This is a genomic window from Wolbachia endosymbiont of Litomosoides sigmodontis, from assembly GCF_013365435.1.
Lineage (GTDB): Bacteria > Pseudomonadota > Alphaproteobacteria > Rickettsiales > Anaplasmataceae > Wolbachia.
The window spans coordinates 121,462-144,991 of record NZ_CP046577.1; the positions used below are offsets into that span (position 1 = coordinate 121,462).

General features: G+C 31.7%; 12 protein-coding genes and 5 pseudogenes. 10 read left to right on the forward strand and 7 right to left on the reverse strand.

Annotation, left to right across the window (positions count from 1 at the left end; genetic code table 11):
- Positions 1-1,125 precede the first annotated feature (1,125 nt).
- The 9 genes and pseudogenes from GOY07_RS00555 (at position 1,126) to GOY07_RS04575 (ending at position 13,700) form a co-directional block, all read left to right on the forward strand.
- Complete coding sequence (locus GOY07_RS00555; RefSeq protein ID WP_175837415.1) at positions 1,126-2,613, forward strand: UbiD family decarboxylase; 1,488 nt, start codon at positions 1,126-1,128, stop codon at positions 2,611-2,613.
- Between the two features lie 40 nt (positions 2,614-2,653).
- A complete protein-coding gene (locus tag GOY07_RS00560) occupies positions 2,654-3,181 on the forward strand; it encodes a phospholipase D family nuclease (RefSeq protein ID WP_175837417.1) in 528 nt (175 codons plus the stop codon).
- A gap of 2,005 nt (positions 3,182-5,186) precedes the next feature.
- Positions 5,187-5,399 (forward strand): hypothetical protein, encoded by a 213-nt coding sequence (locus GOY07_RS00565; protein WP_175837419.1) that lies wholly within the window; start codon positions 5,187-5,189, stop codon positions 5,397-5,399.
- A 13-nt stretch (positions 5,400-5,412) separates the two neighbouring features.
- Positions 5,413-7,461, forward strand: coding sequence for an NADH-quinone oxidoreductase subunit NuoG (gene nuoG, locus GOY07_RS00570; RefSeq protein ID WP_175837421.1), 2,049 nt, complete (start codon positions 5,413-5,415; stop codon positions 7,459-7,461).
- Positions 7,445-8,461 carry an NADH-quinone oxidoreductase subunit NuoH gene (gene nuoH / locus GOY07_RS00575; RefSeq protein ID WP_175837423.1) on the forward strand — a complete coding sequence of 339 codons (1,017 nt, stop codon included), beginning with the start codon at positions 7,445-7,447 and terminating at the stop codon, positions 8,459-8,461. The genes nuoG and nuoH overlap by 17 nt, the downstream gene beginning before the upstream one ends.
- A gap of 96 nt (positions 8,462-8,557) precedes the next feature.
- Positions 8,558-9,446, forward strand: a pseudogene (locus GOY07_RS00580) (Rpn family recombination-promoting nuclease/putative transposase).
- 143 nt (positions 9,447-9,589) lie between these two features.
- Positions 9,590-10,582, forward strand: a complete 993-nt coding sequence (hemB, locus tag GOY07_RS00590) for a porphobilinogen synthase (RefSeq protein WP_175838464.1) — start codon at positions 9,590-9,592, stop codon at positions 10,580-10,582.
- A 1,198-nt stretch (positions 10,583-11,780) separates the two neighbouring features.
- Positions 11,781-12,864: pseudogene (locus GOY07_RS00595) on the forward strand (quinone-dependent dihydroorotate dehydrogenase).
- Between the two features lie 98 nt (positions 12,865-12,962).
- A pseudogene (locus tag GOY07_RS04575) lies at positions 12,963-13,700 on the forward strand (ribonuclease III domain-containing protein).
- A gap of 405 nt (positions 13,701-14,105) precedes the next feature.
- Here the strand turns inward: GOY07_RS04575 and GOY07_RS00600 are convergent.
- A pseudogene (locus GOY07_RS00600) lies at positions 14,106-14,975 on the reverse strand (transposase).
- Positions 14,976-15,529: 554 nt separating this feature from the next.
- Here GOY07_RS00600 and GOY07_RS04580 point away from each other — a divergent pair.
- Positions 15,530-15,814 (forward strand): hypothetical protein, encoded by a 285-nt coding sequence (locus tag GOY07_RS04580; RefSeq protein WP_175837424.1) that lies wholly within the window; start codon positions 15,530-15,532, stop codon positions 15,812-15,814.
- Between the two features lie 223 nt (positions 15,815-16,037).
- Here the strand turns inward: GOY07_RS04580 and GOY07_RS00610 are convergent, their stop codons facing one another.
- The 6 genes and pseudogenes from GOY07_RS00610 to uvrC form a co-directional block, all read right to left on the reverse strand.
- Positions 16,038-16,847, reverse strand: coding sequence for a P44/Msp2 family outer membrane protein (locus GOY07_RS00610; protein ID WP_175837426.1), 810 nt, complete (start codon positions 16,845-16,847; stop codon positions 16,038-16,040).
- Between the two features lie 42 nt (positions 16,848-16,889).
- Entirely contained in the window at positions 16,890-17,078 is a 189-nt protein-coding gene (locus GOY07_RS04290) for a hypothetical protein (protein ID WP_246224426.1), read from the reverse strand.
- Positions 17,079-18,219: 1,141 nt separating this feature from the next.
- Positions 18,220-18,573, reverse strand: coding sequence for an Asp-tRNA(Asn)/Glu-tRNA(Gln) amidotransferase subunit GatC (gatC, locus tag GOY07_RS00620; protein WP_175837428.1), 354 nt, complete (start codon positions 18,571-18,573; stop codon positions 18,220-18,222).
- Positions 18,563-19,489: a ribose-phosphate diphosphokinase gene (locus tag GOY07_RS00625; RefSeq protein ID WP_175837430.1), complete on the reverse strand. Its 927-nt coding sequence runs from the start codon at positions 19,487-19,489 to the stop codon at positions 18,563-18,565. The genes gatC and GOY07_RS00625 overlap by 11 nt, the downstream gene beginning before the upstream one ends.
- A gap of 618 nt (positions 19,490-20,107) precedes the next feature.
- Positions 20,108-21,088: pseudogene (locus GOY07_RS00630) on the reverse strand (IS630 family transposase).
- A 617-nt stretch (positions 21,089-21,705) separates the two neighbouring features.
- Entirely contained in the window at positions 21,706-23,526 is a 1,821-nt protein-coding gene (gene uvrC / locus GOY07_RS00635; RefSeq protein WP_175837432.1) for an excinuclease ABC subunit UvrC, read from the reverse strand.
- Between the last annotated feature and the right edge of the window lie 4 nt (positions 23,527-23,530).

The following is a 23,530-nucleotide window of genomic DNA, read 5'->3' on the forward strand; positions in this document are numbered from 1 at the left end:
TGGTCCTTAACAAAGGTAGTCAAGTGAGAAGCTTGAGGTCTTTTGTAAAATCGTTGCTTAAAGCTTTTTACAAGAGGTGCAGAAATGGCTGTATTTTTGAAAACTAGATGTATGTATTATATCAATTAACATTTACTATTGATAATATAGGTAAGAATAGTCAGGTTGTTTTATTTTTTGATGAATTGCCGTAGCTAGCTATAAGAAAATCTGATTTTCTAAAGCATTAGGGTATTTTTAGAATATATCTTAGACCCACTGAAAGTGGGTTATTTGGGTTATATGTAATTCATTAAATGTTTAAAAATATACTTTATACCAAAGAAGAATTATATAATCGTATTGTTGTAGAAATATCTTTTTTTTTACTTACATGAAACTAAAGAATACCCAAGATATTTAGGAATTAGCCTTAATCACTAGCAGATATTACAAGTTTGCATATTATGGGAAAAATATTACATTGGCTTAAGAAAATAAGTAAAGGACTATTAGCAGTGCAAAATATTAATGCGGTCTGTTTTTAGCGAGATAGTTTGTTATTTGATGAATTTAACATGCTATTCCATTCTTTATGTAAAAAGCCAGAGACATATATATGATTGAAAAAAAACAAAAGGGATTAGTAGAAAAGAACTTATAAAAACAACTAAAATCACTGAAAGGGTAGTTGCTTGATCACTAAATTAAGTGGGTTGGAAAAAGGTTTATTGATGATTTTACCCTGAACAAGAGAAAGGGATGAGTATATTACAGAAGTAATTGATGAATATGTATTATAACGTAGATTGAATCGTTTTAAGAAGCAGCAAAAAGGGCAATTAAATGGTGCTCACTATTTAGTAATATCAGCTAGAGGAAAATAGTGAAGGAAGTAGTACTCAGATTGACTTAATTTTTGATCAAGAAGGTGAGTATATAATGCTTTGTGAAGTAAAGTATAGTGATAAATTTTATGGTAACAAGGAATTTATTCTCTAATTAAAGAGAAAGGAAGCAGTTTAAAAAAATGAAATTGAAAAGCAGATATTCTTGGTATTAATTACTGCGAATGAAGCTTTTGATAGGCAATATTTAAAGAATAAGATATATCATCTGATTATATTAAAAGACTTATTTTAAGTTATGTACAATAATTTACGCGACTTCATTGAAACATTAGAGAAAAAAAAGGATCTAATTAGGATTAAGAAAGAGGTTTCAACAGTTCTTGAAATGACAGAAATTCACCGCAGAGTTTTGTTAAATAAAGGACCGGCTATTATTTTTGAGAATGTTATCACAGAAAACGGTAAAAGTGTGATTCCAGTTTTGGTGAATTTATTTGGTACTATTGAGAGAATTGCTTTGGGGTTGAACATAAATCCTGGTGAACTAAGAGATCTTGGTAAACTTTTGGCATTTTTGCACTCACCTGAGCCGCCAAAAAACTTTAAAGATGTTATAAAAATGTTTCCTTTGTTAAAAATTGTGTTGTCGATGCGAAGTAAAATTGTAAATAAAGCTCCGTGTCAAGAAGTGGTGCTGATTGGTGATGAGGTTGATCTCAGTTTATTGCCTATTCAAACATGTTGGCCAAATGAACCTGCACCACTTATTACTTGGCCTATTGTGGTAACAAAAGGGCCAACAGAGGATAAACAAGATAATTTTAATCTGGGAATATATCGTATGCAGGTCGTGGATAAAAAAACGACTCTAATGCGCTGGCTTGCTCACCGTGGTGGGGCAAGCCACCATAAAAGATGGAAAGAGGATGGGCGAAGTATAAAGTTTCCTGCTGCTGCTGTAATTGGTGGTGATCCTGCAACACTTATTGCTGCAGTAACTCCGGTGCCAGAAGCATTTTCAGAATACCAATTTGCTGGACTACTGCGGAAAAAGCCGCTTGAACTTACAAATTGTAAGACTATACCACTTCAAGTACCAGCTCACGCGGAAATTGTTCTGGAAGGCTATGTGAGTTTAGATAGCTATCATGATGAAGGGCCATACGGAGATCATACAGGTTACTATAATTCTGTTGAGAAATTTCCTGAATTTAATGTTACTGCAATTACAATGCGCAAAAACCCGATTTATCTTAGTACGTTCACTGGTAAGCCACCAGATGAACCATCAATTCTTGGTGAAGCACTTAACGAAATTTTTGTACCGGTTCTTATCAACCAATTTCCGGAGATAGTGGATTTTTATCTACCATCAGAGGGTTGTTCCTATAGAATAGCAGTAGTGTCGATAAAAAAGTCTTATCCTGGGCATGCGAAAAGAATTGTTATGGGCGTACTTTCTTTTCTCAAACAGTTTTTATATACGAAATTTGTTATAGTTGTTGATGATGACATAAATATACGTAATTGGAAGGAAATTATGTGGGCAATATCGACGAGAATGGATCCTGTACGTGATATGGTTATGATAGAGAATGTTCCAATTGATTATTTAGATTTTGCCTCTCCTGAAAGTGGGCTTGGGGGTAAAGTGGGATTTGATGCAACAAACAAAATTCCACCTGAAACTAAACGAGAATGGGGAAAGAAAGTTGAAATGAGTCAAGAAATAGTAGAAAAGGTTACAGAGAAGTGGGTGGAATATAGATTGACAGATGATTGAGCTGTGATGTAGTTTGTTACCATGTATTCAGGTGTTGGTTGTGAGGCTTTTATACCTTTTATTTCTGTTGGCGTGTTTTTCTCTGTGTTATTATATAGATCGTGTACTTTCACCTTGCCCAAGAGCTACGGTTTGCTTTTCACCTGAAGAAGATTGTGCTATACCAATAATCAGCGAAATAGACCAGTCTAAAGAATCTATCTTAGTTCAGGAATATACATTTACTTTTGAAGCAATTTCAAAAGCTTTAATTAGTGCTAAAAAACGTGGCATTGATGTTAAAGTTATTTTAGACAAATCGCAACTTCACTCGAAGTATAGTGTCATTAATAAATTATTTTCAAATGGTGTGCCGGTTTGGATTGATGATAAGCCAAAAATTGCCCATAATAAGGTGATAATTATTGATAATCAAAAGGTCATCACGGGATCGTTTAACCTTAGTGAGGCGGCTAAAAAATGGAATGCTGAAAATTTATTAATTATTAAAAACTATCCTGAATTAGTTCAGAAGTATGTGAAGAATTGGGAGATACGAAAGTCACAATCTTACAAATACGCTTCCTAGATGCTTGCTAAAGGATAATTAAAAAGGGTTTTCTAGTTAATTAGTATCATTATGTATGATATGGTAAGTTGAGAATTTTAAGAATTAGGTAGTGGATTATATAAATGGTATTTCTGATAATTACACTCTCATTACAGTTGTGTATCTTACGCACTAATGAATACGTATATACTGAAGATAAGTTCTATTTTAACAATTTTAGAAACTCTCAATGATAGGGATAAATATGTATTTTCAAAGTGAACTCTTAGCTGAAGAATATGTTGAAAAATACTGCCTATTTCGATATTTTTAGGTAAGGATTTGATAAAGGTAAAGGAATATTAGAAAAAACTAAGTTTGTAAAACTGAGAGGTTGGTGATTTAGTGCATGATGAGCAAAAGCATATAAAGTCCTACACAACAGAGTTATCATATGGCGTATTTATACTTATAGTAATAGCAAAATTCCAATGCTTAACATTAAACATGATATGTCAAGACAATCTGAGGTATAGTTTGAGCCTGACCTTTATGAAGATTAATGATAATAAAACGGAGTTTTGGCAAAATATCAATTCTCACTGTTAATATTTCAAATAAGCAACATTGTAAAGTTATTTGATTGTAGAATGGGAAAGAGAGGTAATAAACTTGCACAAGGCGCTCTTAAGCAAATCAATTGTATTACAGATTTTATTATGTAAAATGTTCTATTTTATATGCAACCAAAGTTTTTTAATAAGATTGAGCTTAGGTAAGCATGGTAAGTGATATATAATTTCGATACTTTAGGTGCCTTTAAATTTTTTGACTGACACAATTAGCGCAATCTATAATAAGAAGGTTTTTTATGTTTTCAAATATTGTAACATTTATTCAAGAAATATTCATATAATTAGTGTTAACATTCAGCGTAAATAAGCTATAATTCTCTCCATCCCTAGAATTAGTTGCACTGTAGAGATAAAAATTTTGTCTATCTAATTTTACTTTACATTTGTATTCTAACGCCCTTTTTAAATTACCAGTATCCAATTTTCAAATATGTGTAAAACTATGATTCATTAAAAGATGGATAACTCTTGTTCAGGATGCTTACCAATATCCTCATTTAAGGATTAAGATTTTTTTAGACTCTTTCTGCTACCTTTATCTTGTTCATTATGAATTGGTCTTGGCGTAATATATGAAACTTCATTTTTTGCATATTACGCTGTACTGTAATTTTTCTAATTTGAGCCAAATTTTTCCTAAATTCTTATTTTCATTTCTTTAAAATGGTGATATTAGTTTTTTGTATCCATGTTTTAACTTGTTCAAATTGACTCTGATTCAATCTAGTTATTTTATGACATTGTGGATAAGAAAAAGATTTTTTTCTTTTCAAGTTTTTGGTACTTTATCTGTGTAGTTGGTGCTATTTTTGAAATGTAGGTTATTTTGCTAAGGCTGTTGTATTATGCTTTTTTGCTGTAATGACAGGCATTTAGTTTTTTTTGCAATATATACGTTATTTTGTACTTTCTTTGGTATTTCTTTTCTGATTTCACGACTTTTTTATCTAAAAATTTTGATTTCAACGCATTTAAATCGAGTTATTTTACTGCTTCAGTAAAGCTTTCTTTCATTATTGTCTATCTTCTGTTCCTCGTATAGCTAAAATTGGTATTAGATGTTATTTATTGTCTAATCCTGCAAATTGGCGTACTATAATTATTTAAAATGCTTTATATATGTGTTTTAGATTATATTTAGGTGAAAACCTAAAAAGGTTATGAAGATATAAGAGTGTATATAATACAAGAAATTGGATATAAGGCGCTAACTACATGATACTTCGTTATTTAATTTATACAGATTGAAAATGATTAAATACTTTCAGTGCTATAAGCTAAGAAGATGGTTAAATTTGTCAAGTAGTTTTTTTGAATTTCTAGCTATCCATTAAAACTTTAAAGTTATTTAATATTGACGCTATACACTTAAGTGTTAAAATCAAAGTGAGAAGTTTTTAAGAGTTCATATGGCAGCAGGCACAAAAGCAAAAACGGCTAGTAAAAATAACCCTACTTGTCGTAAGAAAGCAGAGCAAAAAATGTATAAGGATAAACCGGTAAAACCAGTCAGATATATAGATCGTGATTCACGCGTAAATTATATGTCTGCTCAATATGATAATGGCAATCTGGTTGAAGATGAAGTAAGCGGTAACCCTATAAAATGGGAAGCTGTATAGTAGGTTTAAATTTGTGGTTAAAGTTACTATTAATTCTCAAGAATATGAAATAGAGCCTGGGTTTACTATAATTCAAGCTTGTGAGGCCGTGGGTGTTGAAATTCCACGCTTCTGTTACCATGAGCGTTTAGCAATCGCCGGTAACTGCAGAATGTGTTTAGTTGAAGTGGAAGGTGGGCCTTTGAAACCAGTAGCCTCTTGTGCAATGCCAGTTGCAGAAGGTATGGTTATTTACACTGATACCCCTAAAATTAAAAAGGCCCGTGAGGGAGTGCTCGAGTTTTTACTGATCAACCATCCGCTTGATTGTCCAATTTGTGATCAAGGTGGTGAGTGCGATTTGCAAGATATAGCGATGGTCTATGGAAGGGGAATCAGCAGGCTTGATGAGCATAAAAGAGCCGTACCAAAAAAACATTTTGGACCGCTAATTGAAACTGCAATGAATCGATGTATTCATTGTACTAGGTGTATTAGATTCTTGTCTGAAGTTGCTGGTACAAATGAACTTGGAGGAATTGGAAGGGGAGAAAACATGGAAATCAGCACTTATATAAAAAGACATATTAGCTCTGAATTATCTGGAAATATAATAGATCTTTGTCCTGTGGGAGCTTTAACTTCAAAACCTTACTCTTTTACAGCCCGTCCATGGGAGCTATCACATTGTGAAACTATAGATGTGCTTGATGCTGTGGGAAGTAGTATTAGGGTTGATTATCGTGGTCCAGAAATTATGCGAGTACTGCCGAGGATCAATGAAGAAGTAAACGAAGAATGGATATCAGATAAAACTCGTTTTGCTTATGATGGGCTTAAAGTGCAACGCCTCGATCAACCTTATATAAAGAAAGGCGGTAAGTTAGTTCCAACTGATTGGAATGAAGCACTAACTGTTACTGCAAAAAAATTAAGGAATACAAGACCTAATGGAATGGCTGCAATTGCAGGAGATTTAGCAGATTGTGAGTCTATGCTTCTACTGAAAGAAATTATGCAGAAGCTAGGTTCAGCAAATATAGATTGTAGACAAGATGGAGCAAAGCTTCCACAAAATAATCGTGGATCATATGTGTTTAATACTACTATTGAGGGTATAGAAAATGCAGACTTATGCCTGCTTATAAACACAAATCCTAAGGTAGAGGCACCGATTATTAATGCGCGTATAAGAAAGAGATATTTACAGGGTCATTTTCCTATTGCAAGCATTGGTCCTGATGTTGAATATTTATATCATATTGAAAAACTGGGCAACAATCCTGTTGTTTTAAGTGAAATAGCAAAAGGAAATCATAAATTTTGCAAGCTGCTTAGTGCTGCTCAGAACCCTATGCTCATTATCGGTCAAGATGCATTGACAAGGGATGATTCTGAATCAATTTTAGCTCTGGCTGGTGCAATTGCCGAAAAATTTAATATGGTTAGAAATGACTGGAATGGCTTTAATGTGTTGCATAAAGCTGCGGCAAGAGTTGGCGGGCTAGATATTGGGTTCGTGCCTAAAAAAGACGGAAAAAATATCAACCAAATACTAGAACAAGCAGAAAGTGGCGAGATAGAAGTTGTTTATCTTCTCGGTGCAGATGAAATTGACACGTTAAAATTAGAAAACGCATTTGTAATTTACCAAGGTCATCATGGAGATAGAGGGGCACACATGGCGGATGTTATCTTACCTGGAGCTGCATATACAGAAAAATATGCAACTTATGTAAATACTGAAGGGCGGGTGCAGAAGGCAAAGTTAGCTGTATCTCCTCCTGGTGAGGCAAGGGAAGATTGGTTGATTATTAAGAATTTATCTCAATATTTAGGTCTTTCCTTACCATATGATAGTTTATTTGATGTAAGAAAAAAGTTAAGTACTATTGGTCCACAATTTAGAAATGCTGATCAAGTAGTAAAAAATAAATGGATGTCAATCACTTGCGACGAGATAAAATTAAGTAATGTACCTTTTTTCTTAAAAGAGTGCGATTTCTATATGACAGACCCAATAAGTCGTGCTTCGAAAATAATGGCAGATTGTACTAAGGCCTTTTATGAACACGCTAGTTAACATCTTATTTATTTTGATACTGCTACTGCTCTCGGTTGCATATTTAGTATATTTTGAACGCAAAGTTATTGGTGCAATTCAGCTAAGACATGGTCCAAGTGTAGTTGGACCTTTTGGACTATTACAGCCATTTGCGGATGCTATTAAGCTACTAGTTAAAGAACCGATAATACCGTTAAGAGCAAACACCATATTGTTTATACTGGCTCCAGTGCTTACTTTTATTTTAGCATTAATTGCTTGGGTAGTGATACCATTTGGCGCTGAAGTAATTACAGAAAATGGACATCAGATAGTGATTCCTAAAGTGATAGCAAATATTGATGTTGGAGCACTCTATGTGTTAGCTGTATCCTCTCTAGGGGTATATGGTATTATTGTTGCAGGTTGGTCGAGTAATTCCAATTATGCCTTTTTAGGTAGTATAAGGTCAGCTGCTCAAATGATTTCATATGAGGTTTCAATAGGCTTAATATTAGTTACAGTTGTGATTATAACTGGTACGTTAAATCTTGGGGAGATGGTAGTTACGAAACATAGTATGCCATTTTGGGTTGATTTGCTAATGGTGCCTATAGGGGTAGTATTTTTTATTTCTTTGCTTGCAGAAACTAATCGTCACCCATTTGATTTACCGGAAGCTGAAGCAGAACTTGTTTCTGGATATAATGTTGAGTATTCATCAATACCTTTTGCTCTCTTTTTTTTGGGGGAATATGCAAACATGATTTTAGCAAGTGCTATGATGACAATATTCTTTTTGGGAGGATGGTATCCTCCACTAGAGTTTAATTTACTGTATAAAATACCAGGGTTAATTTGGTTCATTTTAAAAATAGTTTTGCTACTATTTATATTTGTTTGGATTAGGGCAACAATACCTCGTTATCGATATGACCAATTAATGCGTCTTGGTTGGAAAGTGTTTCTGCCAGTATCTATGCTTTGGGTGATACTTATTTCAGGAGTACTCCTCTTTACTGGAAATTTGCCTTATTGAAAGTTGTAAATATATATGCTGATTACTATATCAAAAATTTTTTGATAAGTTTTGTATTATAGTATGTAATATTAAAGCTTTAAAGATTCTTGTGCCATGCCTTTATTAAAATTTCTCGATCTGAAATTAGAGCTAATGTTTAAGAAAATCTTTGGCATTGAAAAGAATAAGAAGATTTTTATTTACGTTCTCAATGATATTTTAGGGTCCACTGATATAAGTGCTATAATGGATCCTGAAATTGCTTCTGATAAACAAAGCATAGTTGATATTCTCTGCGAGGGTATTACTGAAGCTAGATATGTAATTGAGATGCAATTTGCTAGAGATAAAGGCTTTGAAAAACTTGCTCAATTTTATGCTGCTAAATCTTACTCAAGACAATTAGGTAAATTTGGTAATTACATTGATTTAAAGAAATTTTTCTTTATTGCTATTTTCAATGGTGACTTTCTTCCTGAAGAAGTTAATTATATCTCTACTCATAGTACGCGTGATATAAAAATCAATGGGCATTGCTTGGAAAGTTTTCAGCTTGTCTTTATTGAGTTACCTAAATTTTCTAAAAATAAAGTTAAACAATTAATAAATATAGTAAAGTTTTGGTATTTCTTTTTTAAGAATGTAAAAGATGTCACTGAAATAGATCTAAAAAAGATTGACGAAAAAGCACTAATAATAAAGCTAGTATATGATGAATTGGATAAGTTTCGTTAAGATGGAAAAGATCTAGTAGTGTATGCAGAAAGAGTAATGGATCTATGTAAAGAAAAATCTATCCTTAAATACAGACTTAATCTTGCTACTGAAAAAGACAGAGAAGGAGCTATTAAAATTAGTGAAGAGAAAGGTATCAAATTTGGAGCAAAGAAGGGTAGAGTGGGAAGATGAGAGGAAGGCTAAAGTAGCAGTAGCAAAAAATTCACTTAAGGCAGGGTATATGTCTATAAGTGTTATAGCTGAGGCCTTTCTATTGATGAAGTAAGAGAGATGCGTGAAATAGGAAGGCGAATCTCTTGATAAGAAAGATAAATTATATGTTTTTTTTCATAAAAATGAAATTTGAGAAGAAATTACAGAAATGCCATTGATATTTACTTCTGTTAAGATAATTTGAGGGGAGGTATGATGTTTAATTTCCCAAGCACACGGTTAAGACGCAGGCGCTCAAGCAAATGGGTTCGCACTTTAATAAGTGAAAGCACTTTGTCAGTAAATGATTTAATTCTTCCTCTGTTTGTTCATGACCAGAAAGAAATAACTGAGCCAGTTTCCAGCTTACCTGACATAAAATGTTACTCAATAGATGGATTAATTTCTATAGCTCAAGAAGCTGAGGATTTAGGAATTAATGCTATTGCAATTTTTCCTGTAGTTGATAGTAAATTAAAATCTGAAAATGCTGAGGAAGCATACAATGCTGACAACTTAATCTGCAAGGCAATTCGTGCTATAAAATTAAAGGTACCTGGCATTGGTATTATCGCAGATGTTGCACTAGATCCGTACACTACTCATGGCCATGATGGTATTTTAAAAAGCAATCGGATAGATGTGGAAAACGATGAAACGGTGTCAATATTGTGCAAGCAAGTTCTTGCTTTAGCAAAAGCAGGATGCAATATAGTTGCGCCTTCTGATATGATGGATGGTAGGGTAGAGAAGATAAGAAAAGCGTTAGATGATAATAGCTTTTATGATGTTTCAATATTGTCTTATGCAGTGAAATATTGCTCCAGCTTTTATGCGCCATTCAGGCAAGTTGTTGGTTCATCTATGTCATCAAATCCTATTGATAAAAGTGGCTATCAAATGGATTACAGAAATGCAAGAGAGGCAATTTGTGAAATTGAGATGGATATAAATGAAGGTGCAGATTTTATTATGATAAAGCCAGGTATGCCATATTTAGATATAATAAAAATGGCGAGTGATAAGTTTGATTTTCCGATTTTTGCTTACCAAGTAAGTGGTGAATATGCTATGATAAAAGCTGCAACGAATAATGGTTGGCTGGATTATGATAAAGTAATTTACGAGTCTTTGATTGGCTTTAAACGTGCAGGTGCAAGTGCAATATTCACTTATGCAGCACTTGATATTGCAAGAAGTTTGAGGTAAGTTACACCTTGTAAAAGTTTTTCTATATAACAAACTTTTGGTAACGTCTCAACTATGAAGCAAAAAAACTATTTTTGACGAGAATTTCGCCGACCTCTTTTTTGTCATAGTACTAAAGCTGTTATTTATACTGATTCTTATTGTTAGTGGTGAAATAATTGATATTGTAGAGTTGTTCAGTTATGAGGTGAAAGAGAGAGGTAGTAAATTTGCACAAAGCGCTCTCAAATAAAGTAATTATATTATAAACTTCATTATGTAAAATGTTTTATTTTATATATAATTAAAATCTCTCGAAATTTTTTAACTTATGCTAATTGATAGAGTTCGTGATAAAAAAGGCTTTCTTTGTGCTTAAATTAAGCTAAAACTCTCTCAATTTCTAGAATTAACTGCACTCTGATTTTATTTTAACCTATATTCTGATACCTTTTTTAAATCACCCATGTCCAATTTCTGAATGTGTATCAAACTACGATTCATCAAAGGATGATAACTCTTCTTCAGAACACTTATCAATAATCTTGTTAAGTTTTTTTAGACTCTTCCTCTCTATCTTTGCCTTGTTTATTGTGAATTAGTCTTGGCGCAATATACAAAAAAATTCATTTTTGCATACTACGGTATACTATAGACTTGCTTATATTTAAGCCAAATTCCTTATGGATTCTTATTCTCATTTCTTTAATTGTGCTATTATGTTTTTTTTGCATCCATACTTCAATTTGTTTAAATTGACTCTGATTTAATCAATTTTTCTACAAAATTGAGGATAAGTAAACAATTTTACTTCTCTTTCAAATTTTAGGTGTTTTATCTGTGCAGTTAATTCTGTTCTTGAAATACAACTGTCTTTGCTAAGCATGTTATGCTGTGCGTTGTTTCACACTTCCTTTACTGATTTCACGACTTTTTTATCAAAAATTTTGATTTCAATACCATTTAAAATTAGCTATTCTACTATACTTCAGCATAGCTTCAGCTTCCTTTCCATTATTGTCTATTCATTCCTTATACAGGGGGAATTGGTATTACTTTGTCTAAAGTGTTTTCTATTGCATCTTTAACAAGAGTTTTTTTGACTAATGGGCTAGATGTACTCCAATAAGCTTCATGAGGGGAGAGTTTATCCATGATTCATAAGTATAACCAATGAGGAAACTTCTTCTTTTAAAGTTATGGTTATACTCTGCGTTTTGTGATAGAAAATAAGCTAAAAGTAAGTGAAGTGTTTTACAAGAATGATATTACGTGATTTGCTATTTTTACTGCCACCTGAAATTGTCCACTCTTTAGCAATCATGGTGTTGAAAAGAATGCCTTACAAAAAACCTATAGAACTACCAGAATCTTTAAGTATAAACTGCTTTAGTAATAAATTTAGAAGTCCTGTGGGTCTTGCTGCAGGCTTTGACAAGAATGCAGAAGTTATCAGACCCATGCTTTCATTTGGTTTTGGATTTATTGAAGCAGGTACTGTCACTAGACATCCTCAATGTGGAAATGTGAAACCTAGAATTTTTCGATTAATTGAAGATCAAGGAGTAATAAATAGATTAGGATTCAATAACAAGGGAATAGGCTTTTTTCTTAAGCAAATAGGTAAAATCAGGCTTAACGACTGTATTTTTGGTATAAATATAGGGAAAAATAGTGCATCAAAGGACCAAGTCAATGATTATGTTGACTTAATAAAGATGGTATATGGAAAAAGTAGTTATATAGTGCTAAACATCTCATCTCCAAATACACCTAATTTACGCAGTTTGCACAATAGGCAGGAATTGTCAGAGTTGTTAAAATCCATAACTCTAACCAGAAAATCAATTGATAATTCCAAATCCGTTCCAATAGTGTTGAAAATTTCTCCAGACATAAGTCAGCAGACAAAGGAAGATATTGCTGAGCTTGCGTTAGAGTATAAAATTGATGGCTTGACAATAAGCAATACTACAGTCAGTAGAGATAACTTGCATTCTTACCATGATGAAAGTGGTGGGTTAAGTGGCAAACCATTGTTTAAGCTTTCAACAGAATTGTTGAGTGACATGTACAAACTCACTCAAGGTAAAATATTATTGATAGGGTGTGGAGGCATTTCAAGCGGTGCTGATGCATATAAAAAAATAAAGGCAGGGGCATCTTTAGTGCAATTATACACTGCTCTCATATATCACGGGCCTCGAGTTGTGAATAAAATCAATCTAGAACTTGCAGAGCTAATGAGGAAAGATGGACTGAATAGTATTGGTGAGGCAGTAGGTTGTGATTGCAATTTTTAGAAGCTTATTTTGGTAGAGTAAAACTAATTTTTGGTATGAAGATATGATGATGGATGCTTCCTTAAAAAAACGACGGCTATGGAAGTCTTGATGATGCTATATCTGTGATTATTAACTATAGATCTTTAAAATGATTCGACATTAGAAGAAGCATTAAATCATCTAAAATTAAGTAAAGAAATAGCAAAAATCAAGTTTAAAATTAAGAAAGGCTAGAATTTTAGGGTAATAGTATTTTGAATATGATTATATCTACTATACTATTTAGGCTATTTCCTGAAAAAAGAGAAGGAAAGTTGGCAGAAGAGAAACGGATTTAGTTTGTGGCGATACTATTATTAATAGTGCTGAAAAAATAAAATTGGGTAACGTTGTTTATTATGAATAATAGTGAACCTTCAATGAAGGAAGATGTAATTAAAAAAGTTTAGAAAATGCACTTGAAGCACTAATAGGTGTAATTTATATTGATGGCTAATTTATAGATGTTGAAAAATTTGTTACCCAATGTTTGGGAAGTGGCAAGCTAAAGGTATTTTCAGTCCTCCTTAAGATCCTAAAACCTTGCTGCAAGAGTGGACTCGAAAAAATAAGTTACTCATACTAGAGTATGAGTTTGAAAATAAACTGGACTAGCACACAGTTCTGAATTTGCTATATCAATTTGTATAGAAAATTATAGTGAAGTTTTTGCATGTGCTTCTAGTAAAAAGATTATGAATAAAAACTCTGGATTAATACTAGAAAAGATTAATAATAGTGAAAAGGCCTTTAGTATTCAGCGTTACTTCTGCTTGGTTAAAATAAAATTAAATATATTTTTAATATTTTTATAGAAATCTATTAGAATGGTTTTATGTGCATTTTTTAATGACTATATTTAAAATTTTTGATGCTTTTCTTATTATTTTTGTGTATGTTTACCTATTCAAAGATATGATAAAAGCCTTGCTGAAATAGAAGGTGAAAATCATTATGATGTAAGTGAACATAACTTGTTCATTGCAGAGATGTAAAAATGAAATCTTCCTTTCAGAAAACAACGAACTAGCAGTATCGGAGGTATGACTTTGCCTGTAGAGTTTACTGATCTTATAGCCAAGAAGCAGTCAACTTATTTCTGTTAATGTTAGCGAAGAAGTGCAGTAGAAAATTTGTTGATGCATAAAATTATTATGTAAACTTCATATATCAATTCTCATTATTAATGAGTTAAATAAGTGACATTGCAACAGAGTTATTTAATTGCAGAGTAAGAAAGAGAGGTAAGTGATAAGTTTGCATAAGATGCTCTCGAGAAAGCAATTATATTATAGACTTTATTACGCAAAATGTTCTGTTTTATATACAACCAAAGTTTTTCAATATGATTAAAGCTTGGGTGAGTATGGTTGTAGGTATGTAATCTTGATATTTTTATGTACCTTTGAATTTTTTAACTTATTCAGATTAACAATAATCTATGATAAAAAGGCTTCATTGTAACATTTATTCAGGAGATATATTCATATAATCAATATTGATATTTGGTGCAAATGAGTTAAACTATCTCTATTTCTATGTTAATAGAACTATAAAAATAAAAATTTTGTCTACCTAATTTTACTTTAACCTATATTTTAACGTCCTTTTCAAATTACCTATATATAACTTTCAAATGTGTGCCAAACCTTGATTCGTCAAAACTGAATAGCTCTTGTTTAGGATACTTGCCCACAATATCTCATTAAGTTTTTTTCACTCTTCTTGTATACTTTTATCTTGTTCATTGTGAATTGGTCTTGGCATGGTATATGAAAACTTCATTTTTTGCATATTACTGTAGACTTGCGAACATTGTATTAGCCAAATTTTTTCCTGATTCTTATTCTTGCTTCTTTAATGATAGTATTAGAATTTTTTTATATCCATGCTCAATTTGTTTAAATTGATTCTAATTCAATCTAGTTTTTTTATGGTGTTAGTGGGGCTAAATAATTTTTCTTCTCTTCCAAATTTTAGATGGTTTATCCATGTGGTTAATGCTATTCTTGATATACTATGCTTTTTTGCTGCAGTTACAGCATTAAGTTTTTTTGCAGAGTTGTATTATTTTGCACTTTCTTCAGCATTTCTTTTACTCATTCTATGACTTTTTCATCCAAAGATTTTGATTTTAACGTCATGTAAGTCTTGGTATTTTACTTACTTCAGCATGGCTTCTTTTTCATTATTGTCTATTCGTTTCTTGTACATTGGGAATTAATATTAGAACACAGGCTAAGGTAAAATTAGGTAGATAAAGTTTTTATTTATGCAGTTGCAGTTAGTCCTAAAAATGGAGCAAGTTCTAACTTGTTTATATCTATGTCAACACTGATTATGTGAATATAATATTTCTTGAACAGCTGTTATAATATTTAAGACACGAGGACCATTTCTTACCATAGATTGTGCTAATTGGAATAAGTTAGAAAATTCAAAGGTACACAAAAAATATCAAGATTACATACCTACAACCATACTCATCTAAGCTTCAATCATATTAAAAAACTTTGGTTATATATAAAACAGAACATTTGCGTTATAAAATCTATAATATAATTGCTTTCTCGAGAGTGCTTTGTGTGCAAACTTATTACCTCTCTTTCTTACTCTGCAGTGTTACTTATTTGACTCATTGACAATGAAAATTGGTATAGTACACAAAAAAAATATTAAAGATTCAAGTCAGATCTTAGTGACCAAAATGAATAGCGTGCCAATAGATGTAGTGTTAATAATTCATTTGAGCATTAATATTGATATTAGTGAAATGCTCATAGAGACGTATCCCCCCACTTTATCAAGAAGTGAAGTCTACACTAAAGATTCAAATATAAAGTGCATTGCACAGCAGAATCAAATTAAATTGAATAGTAATATTCCAATTATTGAAATTAGAGAAATGAACCCTATGGTTAAAGATTAAGAGTGGTGAAATTATGGTTAATTGGCAGCTTATAGAGCATAGAGAAGGTAAGCAAAGCTTTGAAAAGCTCGCCTTGGTGTAATGGATAAATCAGAAATTAAAGAGATTAGTAAATAACATGAGAATATGTAAAAGCTGTTATCTTTCTAAAAGCAACAATATGCCAATATTTGATTTGTTTGATAAAGAAGATAAGAATTTACATATATATTGAATCGTTACTCTAAAAGTTGAATATCAAACCCATTTCAATGTTATGGGTAGATATATCATCTGCAATAGGTATCGGAATGCTGAAGTAACGGTAGCCAAAGAAGGTTTTGATTTTTGTGGTTATCGAATAGTCAACACCAAGCCTTACTTGGTAAGCGAACCATGGGACGTTTAGTGGCATTGAGTTCTGAGGTGACTCATTGATCTTTTTCAATCTGAAAATCATTGGTCCTATACCAAGGCCGATGTACGGAGCGAATTGTATATCTTGAATACTGGGATTATAGTAAAAGTTTAATAAGAATGAGAATATACTAGCTGATCTATCAAGTGCCGGAGGAAAATTACTATTTTTAATATTGACCTTAGAATACATGGTTTCGAAATCAATACGGCCGTTTTCTCCAGCATAGTAGCCTAAAGATATGCTGTTAAGCCACTGAAAATCAATTTCACCATCAAATTTTTTTATACTTTCAATTTCATCTGCTACTATATTTTTTATTATAGTACCATAACGTCTCTCAATTAAGATGGAAGCTCTTTCTCCAATTGCTTTTATACCATTTACAAGTGTTTCTGAGTTATCAGAATATATCTTACCGCTATTAGCGCTAATATAAAAATCAAGTTTTTTATCTTTTACTGATATAATCTCTTTTTCATTACATTTTCTAGATTTATAGCATATAGATTCACCTGTAAACATTAAATTTTCCATAAATTGTTCATCATTTGAATAACTTTCATTAGCATAAACAGAAAAAAAACTAATATATAAGATTAGCAATATATTTAAAAAAATAATTTTTTTTATCATAAGTAAGTTTACAATTTACAGTGCTTTTCTCATATCAAAAAATTAGGGAAGAATACTTCCAATTAAGTAACCACTTTCCATTTCTATAATGATAGCTCTTACAATACTTTTAGCTTGAGTCTTTGCTATTGGTTTTACTAATGTGAGATTTTTTGCTCTACCAACATTATTTGTCTTAACTAGAGTACTTTGTTTAGTGCCTGTTAAAGACTGATAAAAGCTACTCATCATTATTTATTTTCTTAAGTTTTTTACTCTTCCTTGACGCACATCCTTTAGCATCTATAGCATTTGTATTCTTCTGCTTTGAATATGGAAAAACGTGTAGATAAACACTATATTGGTCTCTTTGAGTAGATTAATTTTATCCTGGAATATCTTATCAGTTTCCCTAAGAAGATCAGCAATAATATCAGCGCTGTATATTATATTAGGTTTTAAACTTTTTGCTTTATGACAAGATTTTATCACTTTTTCTCTCTGTGACGATGTTTTATTCTTTTTAGAATTAAATAGTTATCAGATTGTAAACTTAAGTGCAAATACAGTGTAAACCTTGATTTATTAACTATTAAATCCATTAATTCATCATCAACTTCAGCAGCATTAATAGGAGAGAGCTTTAAGCCTCTTTAATTCTGGCATATTTCTAAAACTCTTCTGGCCATTGAATTAAGTGAAGATTTGCTGGATTGATCTGTATCAAAATCGGTAATGTCAACTCCTGTAAATACTACTTCTTGATAACCATTTGCTACGAAAATCTTGATTTTTCAATAGTATTATTTATTAGTATGGATCGGTTATTTCCTCTTGCTTCAGTAAGCGAGCAAAATGTGCAGCTATAATTACAGCAATTTTGAACTTCGATGAATGTTCTTGACTTATCTTTGGATTTATCAATTAGAGCAGATTCTGACTTACTTGCCTGGTTATCATTGACTAATATTTTTGCTACTTAATTAAGTGATTTTCAGTCTTTAGCTTATTTTAATTACCTAACGCTTTACTTACACCAGAAATATTACTATAAAATTCATGATCTAATTGGACAACACAGCCAACTACAATAATTTCTTTATTTAGATCATTTTTAATAAATCTTGCGTATTTTTTGTTTTACCTGCATTCTGCTTCATTTATCATCGCATAGCTGTATACCACTATATCATTTTCTTAATGCTTTTTTAATTAACTTACTTATATAAAGATTAGAATACCCAAATGTCACTACTTCATTCATGATAGACTTCAATAGACTTTACAATTTAGTTATTGCATTAGATGCATAGGTAAAGTTATTGGACCTCTTGACCATACCGATTGGTAACTCTATTCCTTCTAAATCTTTCTTAAAAAAAGAAACCTTGTTTTAATCATTTATAACCTTTGGCACTACAAAATATCCATATTCATGTTTTGTATTGGATAGTATTTCCTCTTTAATGTTCTGGGAATTGATAATGTCGTCGCGTACATGAATGTTCTTATCTACACTGCCATAGCGCATAGGGGAAACGTCTTTAGTATTAACTTGTAATAAAATGTTATGTATCCAATCCAACATTGTCAGTTCTTTAGAGTAATGCTCGATTTCGTCATTTGATAACTTAATTCTTACAAGCTGTGCGATTTTAAGCATTTCTTCCTTAGTGATTGTTACTTTTCTCTTGTCTACAAATTCTATTAGCGAAGTGATAACATCTTCTGCTGACCTAGTTTGCATCTTTACCTCCTTGAATGAAGTGAGTTAAAATATTTGCAATTGAAATAATTTTTATTTTATCACTTTTTTCAAGTTTGTGAAATATGGTATCTGTAATCACTAGCTTGTCTAGAGAGGAGAAAGAGATTTTTTCAATTGCATTTCCTGAAAGGATGCCATGTGTTATGCATGAAATTACAGACCTTGCTCCATGATTTTTTAAAGTGAGGGCTGCATTACATAACGTTCCACCGGAATCGACTATATCATCAACAATGACACAATTTTTATTTGCAGCTTCTCCTATTACATTCATTACCTGAGATGTGCCTACTTTCTCTCTGAATTTATCTATTACGATAATCTTATCACTCAATTTTACCTTGTACTTTTTCTCTAAAATCTTTGCAAAAGCACGTGCTCTACTGATTGCTCCAATATCTGGTGCGACTATTGCCAAGTTCTCTGTATGTATAGAGTCAGTGAATGCTTCAAAACAACTCAAATTAGTTAGCGGTATATCAAAAAACCCTTCAATTTGACTTGAGTGCAAATCAATGACTGCAATACTGTTTACACCTGCAGTCTGAATGAGATTTGCAACTAGTTTGGCATTCAAGGCAGATTGCATATTGTTATTTTTAATAATTCTATCCTGTCTACTATATCCATAGTAGGGAATAATTGTTGTGATTCTTTTAGTTCCTGACCTCTTTACTGCATCAATTATGAACAGAAGCTCCATAAGGTTGTCATTCATAGGGGGAGAAATGGATTGTATTATGTATACCTCTTTACCGCAGAGGTTACTTTCCACTTCCACATTTATTGCACCATCGGCAAATTTTGACACCTGAGTAAGGGATAGCTGGACATTTAGCTTATTAGCTATTAATTTTCTTAGTTCTTTACTAGCACTACCTATTATTATTTTCATGATTATCAATTAAACTTGAAAGATTATACAAGAATTATGAGATAATAGAAATGAATTTCTTTATTTTTGACATTCTTGTCAGAAGATTGGTTGCACAGCTACCAGTCATTTAGTAACTCACAGGAATATAAAACTACTTAACAAACCTTGCCCCAACTCTCTTGCCTAGCACTGAAGGTGTCCAGTTATCTTCAATCTTTATAAATAAAATGACGAGCTATTATATAATTAGCATCTTGTATTTGATTTTTTGCACTATGTAGCCTTATGGCTTTACAACATTTCTAGATTTTTACCTAATATAAGCTGAAATGTGCTTGTAAAGTGTTTAAGGCAGTATAGAATGCTAATTTATAGATTGGAGAGTGAACACTATCTAACACAGGTTTTCTTCTGCTTTTTTTTCTTTTTGGTAAATTTCTTAATATTTGCTACTATCATCGTTTCGTTACTTATTAGCTGGACCTAGGGATACCACGTGAGTGAATTACAGTACGACTAACTTTACTCAGCGTCAAGTGCTGGAATGACACTTTATATTGTATAAGTTATCTCACACAATAAATGTTTGTACAGCTATAGTTGTGATGTGTAATACTAATTCTCATTGTTAATAGATCAAATAAGTGACATTTTAAAGTTGTTTAATTGCAGAGTGAAAAAGAAGGTAATAAATTTACATAAAATATTCTCAAGTAAAGCAACTGTGTTATAGACTTTACTACGTAAAATGTTCTATTTTATATACAACCAAAATCTCTTAATGGGATTGAGTTTAGATAAATATGGTGGCAAGTGTATAATCTTGATATTTTTAGGTGTCTTTAAATTTTTTAACTTATATCAACTAGCACAATCAATGACAAGAAAGGCTTCTCGTGTTCTTGAATATTGTGATATTTGCTCAAGAAATATATTTATATAATCAGTGTTGACACTTGGTGCAAATAAACAACTAGGACTTTTTTCATCTTATTAAGATTAACTGCGCTGTAGAGATAAAAAGTTTTTTACTTATCTCTCTAATTTTACTTTAACCCATGTTCTAGCGCCCTTTTTAAGTTATCCATGTCCAACTTTCAAATGTGTGACAAATTGCGATTTATCAAAAAAAGATGACTCTATTAGGTTTTTTAGCTTTTTCTGTCTACCTTTATCTTCTTGTTTATTATAAATTGGTCTTAGCGAATATACGAAAACTTCATTTTTGCGTATTATGATATAATGTAGCCTTGCTAACATTTAAGCTAAATTTTTCCTGGGTTCTTATTTTTATTTCTTTAATGGTAATATTATGATTTTCTTGTATCAATACTTCAACTTATTCAAATTGATTCTGATTCAATCTAATTTTTTTTCGATGTTGAAGAAAAGCAAACTATTTTTTTTCTCTTCTAAATTTTGGATACTTTGTCTACGCAGTTAGTGCTATTTCTTGAAATGAAACTTATTTTTGCTAAGGCCGTTATACTATGCTTTTTGCTGCAATTACAGCATTTAATTTTTTTGTAATATATGTGCTATTTCACACTTTTTTCAGCATTTCTTTTGCCGATTTCACGACTTTTTTTTATCCAATAATTTTGATTGCAATGCCATTTAAACCTTGCTATTTTATTTACTTTGGTATGACTTCTTTCCCATTGTTGCCTATCCGTTCCTTTTATAGCGGGAATTGATATTAGAACACAAGTTAAGGTAAAATTAAGTGGAAAATTTTTTTATTTTCAGTATAGTTAATCTTAGAAATAGGGGGAGTTTTAGCTTATTTATACCGAATGTTAACATTGATTGTATGTAAAGTAGTTTCTTGAACAAATGTCACAATATTTAAGAATAAGAGAAACCTTTCTTGTCATTGATTGTGCTAGTTAATATAAGTTGAAAAATTTAAAGACACCTAAAAATATCAAGATTATACACTTATTGCCATGCTCACCATAGCTCAATCTTATTAAGAGACTTTAGTTGTATATAAAAATAGAACATTTTATGTAGCAAAGTCTATAACATAATTGCTTTGCTTGAGAGCACTCTGTGTAAATTTATCATCTCTCTGTTCTCACTCTGCAATTAAACAACTTTACAATGTTACTTATTTGACCTATTAACAATGAGAATTAGTATTAGAATGAGATGAGCTAAATTAAGGTGTAATCTAGGTTAGAGTAAAAATTTAAAGTCTTTTCACTTATATCTTAACTATACCTCTGTGTCTATTCTTTATTATTGACGCATTTAATGATAACTTCTGCTAACCCCTTACTAATTCTAGCTATATTTTGAATTTCAGCTAGAGAAGCTTTGCTTATATTTTCTATTGAGCCAAAATGATGCATCAAAGCATTTTTTCTTTTGTTGCCAATGCCAGTTATTTTGCTTAACGGTGAAATAAAAAACTGCTTATCACGTTTTTTTCTGTGCGAAGTTATTGCAAAACGATGAGCTTCGTTACGTAGCGATTGTAGGTAAAGCATGAGTTTGCTGTTATTTTCCAAAGTAAAATCTTCTCTGTTTGGCATATAAAATCTCTCATTTTCTGCATTGCGGTAAGAGCCTTTTGCTATGCAAGCAAAAGGAACGTTTATATTTAATGTGTTTAACACATTCTGTACTACGGAAATATGTCCTGGACCACCGTCAATTAGTAGAAAGTCAGGGATTACGTCCTTTATATTACCGGAGAAACGTCTGGTTAGCACTTCCTTCATCATTTTGTAATCATCTCCTAAAATTTCTTCTTTGATAGTAAATTTTCTGTATTCACTTTTTAAAAAGCCTTCTTTTCTTGCAACAATCATGACACCGACTTGTTGATTTCCAGATGTATGGCTATTATCATAAACTTCGACACGTCTTGGAATATTTGGTAACAGAAAAACTTTGCTAAGCTCTTCAAGTTTTTCTAGATTATTTTTATAATCAGCAAGCTTTTGTTCTAAACTATGCTGTGAGTTATCGTAAACAAATTTTAATAAATTACGTTCTTTTTTACTTTTTGCGTGTAGGGTTTTTATTGGTTTTCGAGTAACGTTACGTAGTGCTTGCTCTACAATTTCCTCATCGGTAACAAAGTCAGGAATATAAATTTGTGTTGGAGCTATGTTAACTGAATTGTACAAATTGATCAAAAAGGTGGATAAAATTTCATCATCTAGATGATCACTACAGTTCTCAATAAAGTAAGGAGTGCTTCCATAATTGTTTTTATTTCTAAATGATAATACACCAATACACGCTAGATCCTCTTTACGTGCAATACTAAAAAAATCTGCATCTTTTTCAAAAGAAAAATCCATTGGCCGCATTTGAATTTGCTTAAGAAATTTTAACCGATCTCTATATACAGCAGCGGACTTATAATTTTCTTCTTTGCTAAATTTTTCCATTGTAGAGGATAACTGTTTTTTTACTTTCTCATTCCTTCCAAGTAATGTGTCTCGTGCTTGTTTTACTGATTGATAATAATCATCTTTTGTTATTTTGTCTACGCATGGTGCTGAGCAGCGTTTGATCTGATATTCAATACATGGCCTTTTTGTTGAGGAAAAATATTGATCTGAACATATTCTCAGAAGAAAAGCCTTTTGTAATGATAATATAGTTTGCTTAACTGCAGTGGTAGATGTAAATGGACCATAATAGTACAGTCCATCTTTTTTAAATTTTCCTCTATATTGGGCTATTCTTGGGTAGTCGTGCTTGGAAATTGTTATATAAGGATAGGATTTTCCATCCTTAAGCACAATATTGTAAGGTGGCTTCAGTGATTTGATTAATCGTGCTTCAAGAAGTAGTGCATCTATTTCATTATTAGTAATAAGTGTTTTTATCTTAATAATTTGCGAGAGCATGAATTTAATTCGTTCAGAAAGGTTTTCATATCGAAGGTAATTTGATAATCTTGATTTTAAGTTTTTTGCCTTTCCAACATATAAAACTTTATCTTTATCTCCAATCATTTGGTACACGCCACAAGATTGTGGAGATGATTCGATTTGTTTTTTTATTGCTTGAACATTTATAACATAGCCCATTGTT

Excerpts from the sequence above, each read along its gene's own strand:
- GOY07_RS00555 (WP_175837415.1), top strand. The coding sequence starts at position 1,126 with ATGTACAATAATTTACGCGACTTCATTGAAACATTAGAGAAAAAAAAG.
- GOY07_RS00565 (WP_175837419.1), top strand. The coding sequence starts at position 5,187 with ATGGCAGCAGGCACAAAAGCAAAAACGGCTAGTAAAAATAACCCTACT.
- nuoH (WP_175837423.1), top strand. The coding sequence starts at position 7,445 with ATGAACACGCTAGTTAACATCTTATTTATTTTGATACTGCTACTGCTC.
- hemB (WP_175838464.1), top strand. The coding sequence starts at position 9,590 with ATGTTTAATTTCCCAAGCACACGGTTAAGACGCAGGCGCTCAAGCAAA.
- GOY07_RS04580 (WP_175837424.1), top strand. The coding sequence starts at position 15,530 with ATGAAAATTGGTATAGTACACAAAAAAAATATTAAAGATTCAAGTCAG.
- GOY07_RS00610 (WP_175837426.1), bottom strand. The coding sequence starts at position 16,847 with ATGATAAAAAAAATTATTTTTTTAAATATATTGCTAATCTTATATATT.
- GOY07_RS04290 (WP_246224426.1), bottom strand. The coding sequence starts at position 17,078 with ATGATGAGTAGCTTTTATCAGTCTTTAACAGGCACTAAACAAAGTACT.
- gatC (WP_175837428.1), bottom strand. The coding sequence starts at position 18,573 with ATGCAAACTAGGTCAGCAGAAGATGTTATCACTTCGCTAATAGAATTT.
- GOY07_RS00625 (WP_175837430.1), bottom strand. The coding sequence starts at position 19,489 with ATGAAAATAATAATAGGTAGTGCTAGTAAAGAACTAAGAAAATTAATA.
- uvrC (WP_175837432.1), bottom strand. The coding sequence starts at position 23,526 with ATGGGCTATGTTATAAATGTTCAAGCAATAAAAAAACAAATCGAATCA.